The organism is uncultured Shewanella sp. (genome assembly GCF_947495455.1).
Taxonomy (GTDB): domain Bacteria; phylum Pseudomonadota; class Gammaproteobacteria; order Enterobacterales; family Shewanellaceae; genus Shewanella.
Genome location: NZ_CANLZC010000041.1, coordinates 1 through 15,072 on the forward strand (window position 1 = coordinate 1; position 15,072 = coordinate 15,072).

The window sequence follows — 15,072 nt, forward strand, 5'->3', positions numbered from 1 at the left end:
TGATTGATTAATCTTGGTCGAAAGATCTGATCACAAAGAGGGCTATTAGTTCAATTTCTTATCCCGAGTTCAGGTTAGTTAATGATGACGAAAGGAATGTTTTGAATAACTTATTCAGTTTTCATGAGGGGATTTGTTAAGTGTGTTCCTCGCTATTCTAGTAAGCTTGAGTATAATAGATTTTACCAAATTAATTACTCTGATAGAGCTTTTCATGTTACCTCAGTTATCGCATAAACAAACACTTGAGCCCATCTATTTGTCTTTTATTGAGGCACTAAGTCGAAGCGAGTTTTCGGGGGATATTGATACCCGTTACAGCGCACGTATGGTTCAAGCAACCGATAACTCTGTGTATCAATTTCTTCCACAAGCGGTTATTTACCCAAAAAACCAACAAGATGTGCAAACTGCATTGAATTTAGCGTCTCAACCATTGTTTTCTGAGGTGGTATTTAGTGCTCGCGGCGGTGGAACGGGAACTAACGGTCAATCATTAACACATGGGATTATCCTTGATTTATCTCGTTATATGAATCGAGTATTAGAGATCAATGTCGAGGAAGGTTGGGCGAGAGTCGAAGCTGGCATAGTGAAAGATGCGTTTAATGATGCATTGCGTCCTCATGGTTTCTTTTTTAGTCCAGATTTATCGACATCGAATCGTGCAACCATCGGGGGCATGATTAATACCGATGCCTCGGGGGCGGGTTCACTTGTCTATGGAAAAACATCGGATCATGTCCTTGGTTTAAGTAGTGTGTTATTCGATGGTAGTGTGATGGACACGCGCCCTATCGATAAAACGGTCTTAGATAACATGAAAGTGGTTGATGAAGTCTTATCCCAATCCTTAAGTCAACGTATTACCATGGAAGTGGCTAAGCTCTGTCTAGATAATCGAGATGAAATTAACGATAAATTTCCAAATTTGAATCGATTTTTAACGGGATATGATTTAAAGCATGTTTGGAATGATGAGCTTAATCGGTGTGATATATCCAGAATATTGACGGGATCAGAAGGGACGCTGGCGGTGATCACCGAAGCTAAGCTTAACCTCACGCCTTTACCTCAGTGTCGCATGATGCTCAATATTAAATATGATTCCTTTGAAGCGGCGTTAAGGCATGCGCCGGATCTTGTCAAAGCCAAGGCTACTGTGGTGGAAACCATAGATTCTAAAGTCCTTAATTTGGCTAAAAAAGATATTATTTGGCATTCTGTTTCAAATCTCATTAAGGCTGTGCCCGATCATGAAATAGAAGGGCTGAATATGGTTGAATTTGCAGGTGATGAGACAGAGGTTAAGCAAAAGCTCGCTGCGCTTGAACAGATGTTAACTAGTCAACTTCAACAAGAAAAAGCAGGCTTATTAGGCTATCAAGTGGTGTCTGATAGAGACAGTATTCAAACCATTTATGCCATGAGAAAAAAAGCGGTTGGTTTACTGGGCGCCACCAAAGGCAGAAGAAAGCCATTGGCCTTTGCTGAAGATACTGCTGTCCCTCCAGAAAAGCTGGCCGATTTTATTATGGAATTTCGAGCATTACTTGATGGATATAATTTACAGTATGGCATGTTCGGTCACGTTGATGCTGGTGTGCTTCATGTCAGGCCTGCTTTGGATATGTGTGATGTCGAAGATGAAAAACGACTGAAAGTGATTTCTGATGAAGTGGCCAGTTTAACCCTCAAGTATGGCGGATTAATGTGGGGAGAGCATGGTAAAGGGGTGCGAGGAGAATATGCGCCGGCCGTGTTTGGTGAGCACCTATATGGTTTACTCGGTGAAATAAAGCATTTATTTGATCCTTGTAATAAATTAAATCCTGGAAAGCTGGTAACCCCCAAGAAAAAGCAACCATTATTTTATCGAGTGGATAGCCAAAAAAGAGGGTATTTTGACCGTCAAATTCCGGTGGCGGTGCGCGATGCTTTTCCGGATGTGATGAATTGTAATGGTAATGGACTTTGCTTTAATTACAGCAGTGTATCTCCCATGTGCCCTTCGTTTAAAGTCACGGGAGATAGAATTCATTCGCCAAAAGGACGAGCCAGCTTAATGCGGGAATGGTTGCGTTTGTTGGGATCGGAAGGGGTGGATGTGAATGCACTAGCTAAGGCAAAACCCAGTAATATTGTGATGAGAGTCAAAAATACTTTCTTTAATCAGGAATATGATTATTCACATGAGGTGATGGAATCATTGCAGGGATGTCTAGCGTGTAAGTCTTGTTCGAGCCAATGTCCTGTGAAAGTGGATGTGCCTAAATTTCGTTCGCAATTTTTTAATATTTATTATCAGCGTTATTTACGACCAGCCAAAGATCATCTAGTGGCAGGAATTGAAGCTTCATTGCCTTTGATGGCAAAAATGCCAAGATTGGTTAATGGAATGTCTCAAAACCCTTTAAGTCGTTGGGTCATCGAAAAAACAATTGGTTATGTTGACTCCCCAGCGTTATCTGTTCCCACACTTAAACAGCGACTCGATGGCCATAGCAGTCGAGGTTATGATCTTGCTGCGTTACAGTCCATTAATGAGTCAGAAAGAGAACAATATGTGTTGGTGGTGCAAGATCCTTTTAATAGCTTTTATGAAGCCAGTACAGTTCACCATTTTATACAGCTGATCGAGCGTTTGGGTTTAAAGCCTATTTTACTTCCTTTTAAACCTAATGGAAAACCTGAGCACATTAAAGGCTTCTTAGCACAATTTGCTCAAACGGCAAAAAATGCGGCTGATTTTTTTAATCAAGTTTTTGCCTTGGGGATGCCGATGGTAGGACTCGATCCTGCACTCGTACTCTGTTATCGAGACGAGTATAAGGAGGCTCTGGGGGAGGCCAGAGGAGATTTTCACGTATTATTAGCCAATGAATGGTTAGTGTCCCAATTGAATAAATGGGATCCCTTTGAGATAAATCGAAAAGATACCAAGATTGCGTTTACTTTATTTAGTCATTGTACTGAATCGACGGCTATGCCTAATGCAAGTAAAGAATGGTTACAGATTTTTGAGCACTTTGGCGCTAAACTGACTATTGCAAACCTAGGATGTTGTGGTATGGCGGGCACCTATGGCCATGAAGTTGACAATCAAGTTCGCTCTCGTCAGTTATTCGATTTGTCGTGGCAACAAAGGTTAGACGGCACACCGCAATCCCAAGTACTTGTGTCGGGCTATTCTTGCCGAAGTCAGGTGAAACGTTTTAGTGGTTTTAAACCTTTACATCCTGTTGAAGCTTTGTTGCAGTTACTGCCAAAGGGATCACTATGAGTCAAGCAGCACAAGAAGCGATTAATGCACTAGTTAAACAAACCGCACTATGCAGTGATGATGCTTTTTTTCATATCGATGTTCATGGAGAATGGTTTTATTTAAAGAGCCCGTTACCTCAAAAATTTAGTCGATTATTTTCTAGGATTTTGTATTGTATCGATAATGAACATTTTTTGATTACTCCTTCAGAAAAGTTAAGAGTATCAGTTGCTAAGGCGCCAATCAGCATAGTTGATTACACTTGTCACTTTGATTATGACAAAGGAGAAACCATACAAAATATGGATCATCATAGTGCGTTTACTGTGACGACCAGCTTGAATACACACTATGAGGTGCAATTATTATCCCATTTCATTTGTGGTGAGGAGTCGGTAACTGTTGGGTTAGATAGAGGCTTAATCGCGACATTAAATAGAGCATGTTATTACCGTTTTATTAATGATTTCGTATAAGGTCATTGCTTTTTAAACTGAACCTTAGAAGATAATTGAACATATTGTTCTATTTATAGCCGATTAAAGTCTAGAATTTTTTTCTTAATATGAGTTATATTTAAGGAATGTGTTGGCTTGCATAGAGGAGTGACTGAATGGATCGCAATCAAAGCTTAGGCTATTTAGTTGCTCACTTGAATGTTGAGCTGCAAAATGCGCTAGATCAACGACTAAAACGTTATCAATTAGATATTAAACTTTGGCCCGTTCTCTTTTCTTTGTGGGAAGAAGAAGGCGTGTCTCAAACCGTGTTATCTAAGCGATGTGATGTCGCACATTACACTATGACACGGCTTTTGGATCAGTTACAGTCACAAGGCCTGATTATTCGTCATCAAGAAGCGGATAATCGCCGTACTTTTCAAATCTTTTTGACTGATATTGCAAAAGCACTCGAACATGATTTGATTAGAGAAGCCGAACGTGTCAATGAGCATTTTCTCAGTGAACTAGCTGAAGAAGAGAGAGAGGTATTATTGTCTCTTTTAAATAGAATTAATCGATTCTAATTGCTTGTCAATGCTCCATTAGCGGCTTGAATCAAAACAGGCTTGCTGTTAATAAATTAACTTTCCTATTTTCTTTAATTTTTATGTGGTTAAATACTGTTCGCTGATGTTGGTTTTTTAAGTCAACACTTCATCACTATTATCTTGCCAATCTTAAGCTGTGATAGGCTCAACAGGGAGTTTTATGTCAAAAACAGCACAAGAAGTCACGATAAATGGGCGTTCTTATACTTTAGATGCGGATCCTAATATGCCTGTATTGTGGGCATTGAGAGATATATTAGGCTTAACAGGCACTAAATTTGGTTGTGGGGCGGGGGTATGCGGTGCTTGTACCGTGCACTTAGAGGGGAAACCCATACGATCGTGTTTAACGAGTTTGCAGCAAATACAAGGCAAAGCCATTACAACAATAGAAGGATTAAATAATCCCAAGCTCATTGCTAAATGGGTTGAATATAATGTGCCTCAGTGCGGTTATTGCCAATCGGGTCAATTAATGTCTGCGGCGGCATTATTGATGCAAAATGCTCGTCCAACTTCCAATCAAATTGATGAGGCTATGTCCGGAAATATTTGCCGTTGTGGCACTTATACGCGAATTAAAGCTGCCATGTTGAATTACAGTGATAAGGAGTCTTAACATGACGACTTTCACAGCTGTTGAAAATATTCACCGTCGAAATGTGCTAAAAATGTTCGGTTTAGTTGGCGGAGGGTTAGTATTAGGCGCCAGTGCTATGGGATGGAGTCCTATGCTGATGGCACAAGAAAAAAAGTCTGTGTTGAACCTTTTTGTGGCCATAGGCACTGATAATAAAGTGTATTTGACTTGCCATCGTTCAGAGATGGGTCAAGGTATTCGAACCGGGATCCCTCAAATTCTGGCAGAGGAGCTCGCTGCTGATTGGGATCAAGTCGTAGTAGTGCAGGCACCAGCGGATGAACGTTTAGGAAGTCAAAACACCGATGGCAGTCGCAGTATCCGTAAGCATTATCATACCATGAGACAAATGGGAGCCATGGCCAGAACCTTATTAGAGCAAGCCGCGGCTAAGGTGTGGAAGGTACCTATTACTGACGTTTTTGCGAAAGCGCATTATGTTTATCATATGAAGACTGATAAACAGTTGAGCTATGGAGAATTGGCTGTTGCGGCGTCTCAATTACCCCTTCCTGATCTCGATAATATCAAATTAAAGTCCAGTCGTGATTTTAATTTAATTGGTCAGTCTCAGCCCATTGTTGATATGCAAGTTATGCTCAATGGTCGTGCGCAATATGGGTATGATGTTAGGTTAGAAGACATGGTGTATGCCAGTATTTTACGTCCGCCAGTGCTTGGCAGTGCCATTAAAGCATTAAACGAGACGCAGGCAAGAAAAATAGCGGGAGTGATCGATGTGATCCCTATGCCGATATTGCAAGGTGCGCCTAAGTTTCAACCTTTGGGGGGCGTTGCCGTTATTGCGACGAATTTATGGAGTGCATTACAAGGTCGGCAAGCGCTTGAAGTGAGTTGGACTCAGGTAAGTAATAGCGCATATGATTCAGAAGAAGATACCAAAATACTTATGGATCAAGTACAAAAGCCAGGAAAAGTGGTTCGTCAAGTGGGCAATGAGAATATTGCCTGGAATAAAGTGGATAAATTGAGTGCCATTTATACCCTTCCATATTTAGCGCAGGCACCAATGGAGCCCCCAGTGGCGACGGCTCAGGTGACAGCAACAGGTTGTGAAATATGGGCATCGACTCAAACACCGCAAAGTACTCAAAAGAATGTAGCAATGGCAATAGGGTTTAAAGATGAGCAAGTGACAGTGAATGTGACTTTACTTGGAGGAGGGTTTGGTCGTAAATCTAAACCTGATTTTAGTGTAGAAGCGGCTATTTTAGCGAAAGCGGTAAAACGTCCGGTGAAAGTTTGCTGGAGCCGTGAAGATGATGTGCAGCATGGATATTATCATGCAACGAGTGCACAGTTGTATCAAGCACAGCTCGATGAGGCAAAAAAACCGATAGCATTATTGGCGAGAACGGGATTTCCTTCCATCAGTTCAACCTTTTCAGAAGGCATCGAATATCCCTCCGCTGGCGAATTAGACTTAGGTTTTGTTGATGTGCCTTTTGCTTTAAAAAATATGCGCTATGAAGCCGTTAAATCTTCTTCTCATACCCGTATTGGTTGGATGCGTTCAGTGTGTAATATTCAACATGGATTTGGCGTTGGTAGCTTTGTTGATGAATTGGCTCAGAATGCGGGCATGACTTGTTTTGATATGTGGCGCTTGTTGTTGGGGCCAAGGAGAGAGGAAACCTTTGTTGATCAGAATTTTGAGTACGGTAATTATGGTGAAACATTATCTGCATACCCAGTGGATATTAATCGCTATTTATCGGTAATGAGTGCGGTAGAAAAAGCGGTAAAGTCGAGACCTAAAGTCAATGATAATCAAGCATGGGGTTTTGCCGTTCATCGTAGTTTTGTGAGCTATGTGGCGGTTGCCACCTTAATTGAAATGCCAAAACAAAATGAAGTTAAAGTCATAAAAACCGTCATTGCAGCTGATGTTGGAAGGGTCATTAATCCCGATAGGGTTAAATCTCAAATGGAAGGAGCCGTCATCTATGGGTTAAGTATTGCGCTGACGGGAAAAATAAGCTTTCAAAAAGGGCAAGTACAAGAGTCTAACTTTCATGATTACTCTGTGCTTCGAATGTTGCAATGTCCAGATATCGATGTGATTTTACTTCCATCAAATGCAGCGCCTGCCGGTGTGGGAGAGCCTGGCGTGCCACCGGTTGCGCCCAGTGTCACTAACGCTATTTTTGCTTTATCAGGAAAACGTATCAGAGACTTACCGATTAATCAGCATTTGAAAGTTTAGTAAGATAGCACTTGTATTAGCCTAGGTGAAAATAGGTTAACCTGAACTCGGGATAATGAGTGTCAACAATATTATTAAATTCATTTAATATCAGTAAATTAAATGAAATTGGGTTATCCTTTATTTTCGAACTTGGCTTAATACTGCAATTTTTGTCGATATCAAGGCGAGATTTCGTATCTAATAGCAGGCTATTAGTAGAAAGCACAACACAGATAGGGGCAAAAATAGCGCTATTAAGCGGCGCTGCTTATCCCGAGTTCAGGTTAGGTTAATACAAGCTTACTCTTCAGTTAAGATACAATAGAAAAGCACACAGTAATGCACTAACGAGAATGGAATCTTGAATGAATCGTCGGCAACGGATCACTTCACTTTTTGTTTGGTGTAAGCAGGTAACCAAATGGTCTTGATTATAAATACGGCAATTTAGCGCTTTTGTGACGGGATCGAGATAAAGCTGAAAATTCGCTGCTTCCCCATTATTAAGCCGAATACTGTGTTCGCTTTGTTGAGTAAAATTGATTTTTCGTGAGACACATTTTCCATCGAGATAGATTTTTTCTAATCCACACCAATTACTGGCATTAATTTCAATTGATTGTTGATTAACGTCATATTGAAACTTTACCATGCTACTCCCCCAGTATCACTTAAGTCATATTTAATAACATACGGCGGTCTATTGGCAGATTTCCGCACCGTTAAAATAGTACTTAAGTATAATCCTATGAATGAAGATTTGAGTGATATTTAAGCAGCTTTTTAAGTGTTTTTCTAGCTAAGAAAAATGAATATTATGTGTCTAATTGTATTTCTATTGTAAATGATATGGTTATCTGGGATAAAAAAACCAGACAAAGTTGGAGTGCCTGGTTTTGTATTGCTGTGTTGACTTAAACTACATCTTGATTGGCTGCTGCTATGATAGATTGTGCCATATCATCCGCCACTTCCGCTGTGGTTTTGTTTTCCGCATCGGCTTGTTGAAAAATACTCAATAACGTATGGTAAATTTCTTTCACCTTTTTCGTTGCGAGGTCGGCATTGTAATCTTTTTCAAAAGAAACATTGATGATCCCGCCCGCATTGATGACGTAGTCAGGGGCGTAGAGGATCCCCAATGATTTAAGTTGCTCCCCATGACGTGGCTCGCTCAATTGATTATTGGCACAGCCCGCAACAATGGTTGCTTTTAGTTGAGGTATAGTATGGTCATTAATCGTTGCACCTAATGCGCAAGGTGCATAAATATCAACATTCTGGTGATAAATGTCATCGGGTTTGACGGCTAGGGCTCCAAACTCGTTAACGACTCTATCAATATTTGCTTGATGAATGTCTGTGACGATGAGCTTAGCGCCATCTTCATGCAAATGTCGGCATAAATAATAACCCACATGCCCAACGCCCTGTACAGAGATGGTTAAGCCTTTTAATGAATCTAGATTACGCTGATGTTTAACGGCGGCTTTTATGCCTAAATAAGTGCCTAGTGCAGTATAAGGGGAAGGATCGCCACTCTTACCTTCAAGACCTGCCATATAAGGTGTTTCTTGGTGGGCGATCATAATATCCGATGTGGTCGTTCCCACATCTTCAGCTGAATAATAACGTCCTTCCAATGTATGAATAAAGCGTCCGAAAGCGCGAAATAGGGCTTCTCTATTTTTGGTTTTAGGATCGGCAATAATGACTGATTTTCCGCCACCCATTTTCAGGCCTGCTAAAGCATTTTTGTAAGTCATACCGCGAGATAAGCGTAGAACATCATCTAAGGCTTCAGCTTCAGAAGCATAATTCCACATCCTGCAACCACCGACAGCAGGTCCTAATTTGGTATTATGAACGGCGACGATGGCTCTAAGGCCACTTTCTTCATCATGGCAAGTGAGTACCTGCTCATGTTCGTCAATAGAGATATGATTTAATACAGCCACGTGCTGATCTCCGTTTAAGCTTTAAAGGGCTAGCCACTTAAGAGGGCCAGCTTGTTATATTTATTTGCAGAACGATAGCATTTAGCGATACCCTCATCCAAGTAAAGAAAGGGTTTTTTTTTTAAGAGAGCTGGAAGTTTTGCTTTCCACTTTACGTTAACGTAAGAAATAAATAGCTTCCCTCTCTATAATCTTTAAATATAGTTGAGTTTTACATAATAAGAAAGAAAGGAGTAGATGATGGCAGAAGAAGTCATTGATCATGTGTCACCAGAAGCGCAAGATAAATTGCGTCAAAAATGGATCCAAACACAATTTCAAAAAGCAAATAAGTTTCTTGCCGAGAAAGGTATTATACCGTCTAAAGTGCATCCAGATTCGAGCCGTTATCTTGCGCCTTTTGTGGCTATCTGGAAAATCGAATCTAAAAAACCCGTTAAACAAACATTTTGGGTGATGTCTGGGGATTTACCTGCAGATTTTGTTGATATTAATGTGGCAGCAACAGCAAGAGAAGCTTTGCGTCATTTTTCTATGGTGTGGCAAATGAAAGCGGAGAATATTCGTCAGTCCTCACTGGCTAATGATCCTACTCAGATCAAATTTGCCCAATTATTGATCTCTCGTGCTGAAAGTTTATATCAAATACATAATGATGAAAAATTATGGCAATAATCAATACCTGCTGTTTGGATTTATGACGCAGCACCAGCTTATTGCTGAGATCTAGGCTTGAGTCACTCACTGTATCTTGAGTGACTCATTTTTAAATGACATTATAGTGCTAAGTAGTAATAACCTTTATTCAGCAAAGTCAGCAAAATGGGCGAAATATTGGGGGTTTTGATTAATGTTTTGCTGGTTTCATTATCAAATTGCAAGGTCTGAGTTAATGTTGACATCACACTGTCAAGATTGTCTTTTTCTATTTTACTGCAATCGATTTGCTCACCATTAATAAATAAACGCGGGCTAATATCGTTTTCAACGCGTAAGACTTTAAGGCCACCTATTCGATGTAAACTGGCCCCTTGTGTTAAAGCATCGAGTAAATCTTGATGAGTATAGGCTTCTTCTGGCTCACAAATATCCAACTCAAAACGGTTTTGACTCAGAACCTTACCTAACAGTGCTTGATAATGATTAGGATCTTGTAATACGTCTTGTAATAAATCTACCATGCCTTGTTGATGTGTTTGACTGATAATCCCTGCTAACGCGGGTTCATCGTGGGAGGTAAACCGTGTCAGGCCAGTATTATTGTCAATTAAATTATCTGCAATTTCGCTGAATAGTTCTTGTTGGCTAGGGGCGCGAAATCCAATTGAGTAACTCATGGCTGTGGTGAGCGTTTGACCTTGATGAGGAAAGCCTGGAGGAATGTAGAGCATGTCACCTTTTTCAAGCACCACATCAATAATAGGGTCAAATCCTTCAATCAATGGTGTTGTTATGCTGTTATTTTTTTTGGCATAATTCCCCTTATTACCCACGGTCCATTGACGCTTTCCTTCGCCTTGTACGATAAAGACATCATAATTATCAATATGTGCGCCAACTCCACCGCCTTTAGTGGCAAATGACACCATTAAATCATCAAACCGCCAATCGGGAATAAAGCGAAAAGCATCAATAAAAGGAGTGGCATCAGGGTACCAATGATTGAGCGCTTGGACGAGTAATTGCCAGTTCTTATCTCCAAATTGGGTATAATCTTCAAAGGGGCCTTGATGAATTTCCCAGTCATTTTTTGTAGTGACAACGACACGAGAGCTGATCTCACTTTCACAGGCAAGACCCGCCAGTTCATTTGATGTGATAATATCTTCAAAATTTGGAAAAGCTTGTCTAATGACTAAGGGTTTCTTTTGCCAATAATGGGTTAAAAAATCTTGGGTATTTAGGTCCAAAGTGTACATTTGAATTCCATGTGCAGTGGTTAGAAAGTGAGAAATGAAATAAGTAAAGGGATCTTTGGTTTAGCGCGTGTATTCATTCTGAACTTTATCAATAATAAGAATAAATAGTAAGAATAAATAGGACAGCCATATCACTGTCCTATATTTGAATGAAGTTAAACGGAGTGATTCAAAGCGGTAGCGTTAATCAAGCTCGTCAATAAAGGCTTCAGCACGGCCAATATAATTGGCCGGTGTTAATTTTTTCAGCTCGATTTTGGCTGCTTCGGGTAATTCAAGACCATTAATGAAATGAGCAAGTTGCTCACCATCAATGCGTTTACCACGGGTTAACTCTTTTAATTTCTCATAAGGCTTTTCAATACCATAGCGGCGCATCACGGTTTGCACGGGCTCAGCTAGTACTTCCCAGTTACTATTGAGCTCAGTGAGTAGCTGCTCCTCATTAACTTGCAGTTTACTGATCCCTTTTAAGGTAGCTTGATAAGCAATAACCGCATGGGCTATTCCAACCCCTAAGTTACGTAACACGGTAGAATCGGTTAAATCTCGCTGCCAACGGGAAACGGGCAGTTTGGCGGCCAAATGCTGCATTAATGCATTAGCAATACCTAAATTACCTTCTGAGTTTTCAAAATCAATAGGATTCACTTTATGGGGCATGGTTGAGGAACCTATTTCACCCGCAATAGTCCGCTGTTTAAAGTGACCTAGCGCAATATATCCCCAAATATCGCGGTCGAAATCGATAAGAATAGTGTTGAATCTGGCAATTGCATCGAAAAGCTCTGCAATATAATCATGAGGTTCGATTTGAGTGGTATAAGCATTCCAAGTCAGGCCTAAGCTGATCACGAAGTTTTCGGAAACTTGATGCCAATTGACTTCAGGGTAGGCTGAAATGTGTGCATTATAGTTACCCACAGCACCGTTGATTTTACCCATGATTTCAACAGCTTCAATTTGTTTTAATTGACGCTGAAGACGCACAACGACATTGGCCATTTCTTTACCGAGTGTAGAAGGTGAAGCGGGTTGACCGTGTGTACGAGACATTAAGGGGGTTAAGCGATATTCATGGGCTAATTGTTTAATGGCATCGATAACTTGTTGGCAATAGGGAACAAGCACTTGCTCTCTTGCTTCTGTTAACATTAACCCGTGAGAAAGGTTATTAATGTCTTCCGAGGTACAGGCAAAGTGAACAAACTCATTGATAGCATTAAGTTCTGCGTTGTCAGCAATACGTTCTTTGATGAAGTATTCAACGGCTTTCACATCATGATTTGTGGTGGCTTCAATGGTTTTGACTCGCTGAGCATCAGCTTCATTAAATTGATCGTTAATCTTATCCAGTACGGAGAGTGCTGTATTGCTAAAGGCAGGCACTTCTTTAATTTCTGGACAGTTAGACAGCATTTTTAACCAGTTTATTTCGACTTGAACACGGTACTTGGTCAGGCCGTACTCACTGAAAATCCCTTTTAATGAGGCGGTTTTACTAGCATAACGACCGTCTATTGGAGAGATAGCAGTTAGTGCGGAAAATTCCATTGTAAGCTCCTTGATGAACTTGACTTATGATAGGGTAAGGTTGTTTTTAGCAATATCTATGATTGATTTTCGATTAAAGATTAAGTAGCGACGCTTTCCACCCAATTGCCGCCAAAGCACTGCACTACGCATAGCAGAGAGTAACAATGCGCGGATCTTTTCTTGAGTTTGTGGGCGTTTTAAAAATTCTGGATTGCCTGATATCTGCAGTTTAGGCCCTAATGGGCTAATAATATCGCTGTAGATCCCTGCAAAATTGGCAATAACTTGATCGCTTGTGAGTTCAAAATGGCTCAGCTGTCTATGTACTTGATTAATTCGCTCAGAGAGCATGGCAAGGGCATTGTTAGAGCGGGCGAGTTTGCGCTCTAAGGCTAAAATGCCGACTAAATAACGGGTGATTTCCATATCCTTGTTTTGACTATCACCGAGCTGACTGACAATGAGTTGATAACCTTTATTTAAGGCTATTTTATCCGTATATACATCGCTGGTGGTGTCAGGGTTAGTCACTAAAATGGCATTTAAGCTTGCGGCAATGGCATCCATATCCGCATTGCTTTGCCTTGTAAGATGTTGTACTTGACTGATAGCTTGTAAAATACCCGCTAATGCCATTGTTCTTTCAATTAGTTGATCGCTCAAGTTATTATTCTCTTATCAGTGAGTCGATAATGCCACCGCCTAGACAGATTTCATTATCATAAAAAACGGCAGATTGACCAGGAGTGACGGCGGCAACGGCTTCATCAAAAATAACGCGAATGTGCTTGTCATCATCATAGGTGACAGTACAAGGAACATCTTGTTGGCGATAGCGGGTTTTGACTGTTAATTTAGTGCCGTGTTTGGGGCCTTTTCTATCAACCCAATGTAATTGATTTGCAATTAACCCTATTGACATTAAGCGAGGATGTTGGCCGCCTTGGCCCACAATTAAGACATTGCGTTTAAGATCTTTGTCGACCACATACCAAGGGTCATCATTGCTGTCTTTCATGCCGCCAATCCCTAAACCTTTGCGTTGACCTAATGTGTGATACATTAAGCCTTGGTGAGTGCCAATGACTTCACCTTCACAGGTTTCAATATTGCCAGGTTGAGCGGGCAAAAAGGTGGCTAAAAAATCAGTGAATTTACGTTCGCCAATAAAACAAATACCGGTACTGTCTTTTTTATCATGGGTAATTAAGCCCATTTTTTTAGCGATATCTCTGACTTCACTTTTTTCCAGTTCACCAACGGGAAATAAAGAGCGGGCAATTTGCTCATGGCTTAAGGTATAAAGAAAATAGCTTTGATCTTTATTGTTATCGATACCCCGTAGCATTTGGCTTTTATCATTGCTGTCGCGGCGGCGCACATAATGGCCCATGGCAATAAAATCGGCATCAAGGATATCATCGGCAAAGTCTAAAAAGGCTTTAAACTTAATTTCTTTATTGCACATAATATCAGGATTAGGTGTGCGACCCGCTTTATATTCAGCTAAAAAATATTCAAACACGTTATCCCAATATTCAGCAGCAAAATTGACTGTGTGTAAGGTGATCCCCAGTTTGTCACAAACCGCTTGTGCGTCTTTTAAGTCTTCGGCTGCCGCGCAATATTCATCGGTGTCATCTTCTTCCCAATTCTTCATAAATAGGCCTTCAACTTGATAACCTTGTTGAAGTAATAAGTAGGCTGAAACTGATGAATCCACACCGCCAGACATGCCGACAATGACTTTTTTACCAAGATGCGAAGGTTCGATAGCTGTCATAAATCCTAAAAACCGTAAAAGTGAGCTGTATAAAAGAGTGACGATGTTACTTTTAACATAAAAATATTGTCGTTTTCTTCATAACATCTTATTAACGCCACAGCATTTTGTGGCGCATTATTCTAGCATGCCTTAACCTGTGGAGTCATCTTAGTGCCCATGAAAATAAAATTGAAATAAAATGATCAAATTGACAAATATTTATCGTTAAGAAGATCAAGTGGGTAATGGGGTTGAGTTTGATAATCTTGAATAGATTGCAATACTAGCGGGCTACGAAGTTGATTCTTAAGTGTCAAAATTTCATCGAAAGTGAGCCAGATGGCATTCAAAATGGCATGATCTTGCGGTGAGGGCGTGATTTTTTTATCAAGGTCGACACAAAATGTATACCGCACAAATGCAAGTTCTGGGGTTGCGCTAAATTGATAAATACCCACTAGGGCATCGGGTAAGATTGTTAACCCTGTTTCTTCCCACACTTCCCGTTGGCAAGCCTTGATTAAACTTTCGTTTTTTTCAAGGTGTCCAGCGGGTTGATTGTATTGGATTTGGCCGTTAATACTTTCCTTCACCATCAAGAATTGGTTATTGAAGTGAATAATACAGGCGACGGTTGTGTTAGGTTTATAACGTTCAGTCATGCATGGCTCTATCTGGTTTTATTGTGTCGAATCTACGTGTGAATTTGTGTGATGTTTCACTGATGTT

13 protein-coding genes are annotated in these 15,072 nt (G+C 40.5%); 6 read left to right on the plus strand and 7 right to left on the minus strand.

Annotation, left to right across the window (positions count from 1 at the left end):
• The first annotated feature begins 214 nt into the window (after positions 1–214).
• The 5 genes from Q0791_RS12105 (at position 215) to Q0791_RS12125 (ending at position 7,183) form a co-directional block, all read left to right on the plus strand.
• Complete coding sequence (locus Q0791_RS12105) at positions 215–3,283, plus strand: FAD-binding and (Fe-S)-binding domain-containing protein (protein WP_299006568.1); 3,069 nt, start codon at positions 215–217, stop codon at positions 3,281–3,283.
• A complete protein-coding gene (locus Q0791_RS12110) occupies positions 3,280–3,741 on the plus strand; it encodes a DUF1285 domain-containing protein (RefSeq protein WP_299006571.1) in 462 nt (153 codons plus the stop codon). Before Q0791_RS12105 ends, Q0791_RS12110 begins: the two co-directional genes overlap by 4 nt.
• A gap of 137 nt (positions 3,742–3,878) precedes the next feature.
• Positions 3,879–4,292: a MarR family transcriptional regulator gene (locus tag Q0791_RS12115; protein WP_299006573.1), complete on the plus strand. Its 414-nt coding sequence runs from the start codon at positions 3,879–3,881 to the stop codon at positions 4,290–4,292.
• 184 nt (positions 4,293–4,476) lie between these two features.
• On the plus strand, positions 4,477–4,935 hold the full coding sequence (locus Q0791_RS12120; RefSeq protein WP_299006575.1) for a (2Fe-2S)-binding protein: 459 nt from the start codon (positions 4,477–4,479) through the stop codon (positions 4,933–4,935).
• A gap of 1 nt (position 4,936) precedes the next feature.
• Positions 4,937–7,183 (plus strand): molybdopterin cofactor-binding domain-containing protein, encoded by a 2,247-nt coding sequence (locus Q0791_RS12125; RefSeq protein WP_299006577.1) that lies wholly within the window; start codon positions 4,937–4,939, stop codon positions 7,181–7,183.
• Between the two features lie 289 nt (positions 7,184–7,472).
• Here Q0791_RS12125 and Q0791_RS12130 read toward each other — a convergent pair whose 3' ends face one another.
• Together Q0791_RS12130 and Q0791_RS12135 are read right to left on the minus strand one after the other, a co-directional pair.
• Entirely contained in the window at positions 7,473–7,817 is a 345-nt protein-coding gene (locus Q0791_RS12130; protein WP_299006579.1) for a hypothetical protein, read from the minus strand.
• 262 nt (positions 7,818–8,079) lie between these two features.
• A complete protein-coding gene (locus Q0791_RS12135) occupies positions 8,080–9,123 on the minus strand; it encodes a Glu/Leu/Phe/Val dehydrogenase dimerization domain-containing protein (protein WP_299006581.1) in 1,044 nt (347 codons plus the stop codon).
• Positions 9,124–9,363: 240 nt separating this feature from the next.
• On the opposite strand from Q0791_RS12135, the gene Q0791_RS12140 reads away from it, so the two are divergent.
• Positions 9,364–9,798 carry a DUF4826 family protein gene (locus Q0791_RS12140; protein ID WP_299006622.1) on the plus strand — a complete coding sequence of 145 codons (435 nt, stop codon included), beginning with the start codon at positions 9,364–9,366 and terminating at the stop codon, positions 9,796–9,798.
• Between the two features lie 101 nt (positions 9,799–9,899).
• Here Q0791_RS12140 and Q0791_RS12145 read toward each other — a convergent pair whose 3' ends face one another.
• The 5 genes from Q0791_RS12145 to Q0791_RS12165 all read right to left on the minus strand — a co-directional run bounded on the left by Q0791_RS12145 (position 9,900) and on the right by Q0791_RS12165 (position 15,005).
• On the minus strand, positions 9,900–11,042 hold the full coding sequence (locus tag Q0791_RS12145) for a cupin domain-containing protein (protein ID WP_299006582.1): 1,143 nt from the start codon (positions 11,040–11,042) through the stop codon (positions 9,900–9,902).
• A 183-nt stretch (positions 11,043–11,225) separates the two neighbouring features.
• Positions 11,226–12,596 (minus strand): adenylosuccinate lyase, encoded by a 1,371-nt coding sequence (gene purB, locus Q0791_RS12150; protein ID WP_299006585.1) that lies wholly within the window; start codon positions 12,594–12,596, stop codon positions 11,226–11,228.
• Between the two features lie 24 nt (positions 12,597–12,620).
• Positions 12,621–13,241: a high frequency lysogenization protein HflD gene (hflD, locus tag Q0791_RS12155; protein WP_299006587.1), complete on the minus strand. Its 621-nt coding sequence runs from the start codon at positions 13,239–13,241 to the stop codon at positions 12,621–12,623.
• 4 nt (positions 13,242–13,245) lie between these two features.
• A complete protein-coding gene (gene mnmA / locus Q0791_RS12160; protein ID WP_299006589.1) occupies positions 13,246–14,361 on the minus strand; it encodes a tRNA 2-thiouridine(34) synthase MnmA in 1,116 nt (371 codons plus the stop codon).
• A 185-nt stretch (positions 14,362–14,546) separates the two neighbouring features.
• Positions 14,547–15,005: an NUDIX hydrolase gene (locus tag Q0791_RS12165; RefSeq protein ID WP_299006591.1), complete on the minus strand. Its 459-nt coding sequence runs from the start codon at positions 15,003–15,005 to the stop codon at positions 14,547–14,549.
• Positions 15,006–15,072 lie beyond the last annotated feature (67 nt).

Coding starts and splice junctions, on each gene's coding strand:
- purB (WP_299006585.1), bottom strand. CDS start 12,596: ATGGAATTTTCCGCACTAACTGCTATCTCTCCAATAGACGGTCGTTAT.
- Q0791_RS12145 (WP_299006582.1), bottom strand. CDS start 11,042: ATGTACACTTTGGACCTAAATACCCAAGATTTTTTAACCCATTATTGG.
- Q0791_RS12115 (WP_299006573.1), top strand. CDS start 3,879: ATGGATCGCAATCAAAGCTTAGGCTATTTAGTTGCTCACTTGAATGTT.
- mnmA (WP_299006589.1), bottom strand. CDS start 14,361: ATGACAGCTATCGAACCTTCGCATCTTGGTAAAAAAGTCATTGTCGGC.
- Q0791_RS12140 (WP_299006622.1), top strand. CDS start 9,364: ATGGCAGAAGAAGTCATTGATCATGTGTCACCAGAAGCGCAAGATAAA.
- Q0791_RS12110 (WP_299006571.1), top strand. CDS start 3,280: ATGAGTCAAGCAGCACAAGAAGCGATTAATGCACTAGTTAAACAAACC.
- Q0791_RS12130 (WP_299006579.1), bottom strand. CDS start 7,817: ATGGTAAAGTTTCAATATGACGTTAATCAACAATCAATTGAAATTAAT.
- Q0791_RS12125 (WP_299006577.1), top strand. CDS start 4,937: ATGACGACTTTCACAGCTGTTGAAAATATTCACCGTCGAAATGTGCTA.
- Q0791_RS12105 (WP_299006568.1), top strand. CDS start 215: ATGTTACCTCAGTTATCGCATAAACAAACACTTGAGCCCATCTATTTG.
- Q0791_RS12165 (WP_299006591.1), bottom strand. CDS start 15,005: ATGACTGAACGTTATAAACCTAACACAACCGTCGCCTGTATTATTCAC.
- Q0791_RS12120 (WP_299006575.1), top strand. CDS start 4,477: ATGTCAAAAACAGCACAAGAAGTCACGATAAATGGGCGTTCTTATACT.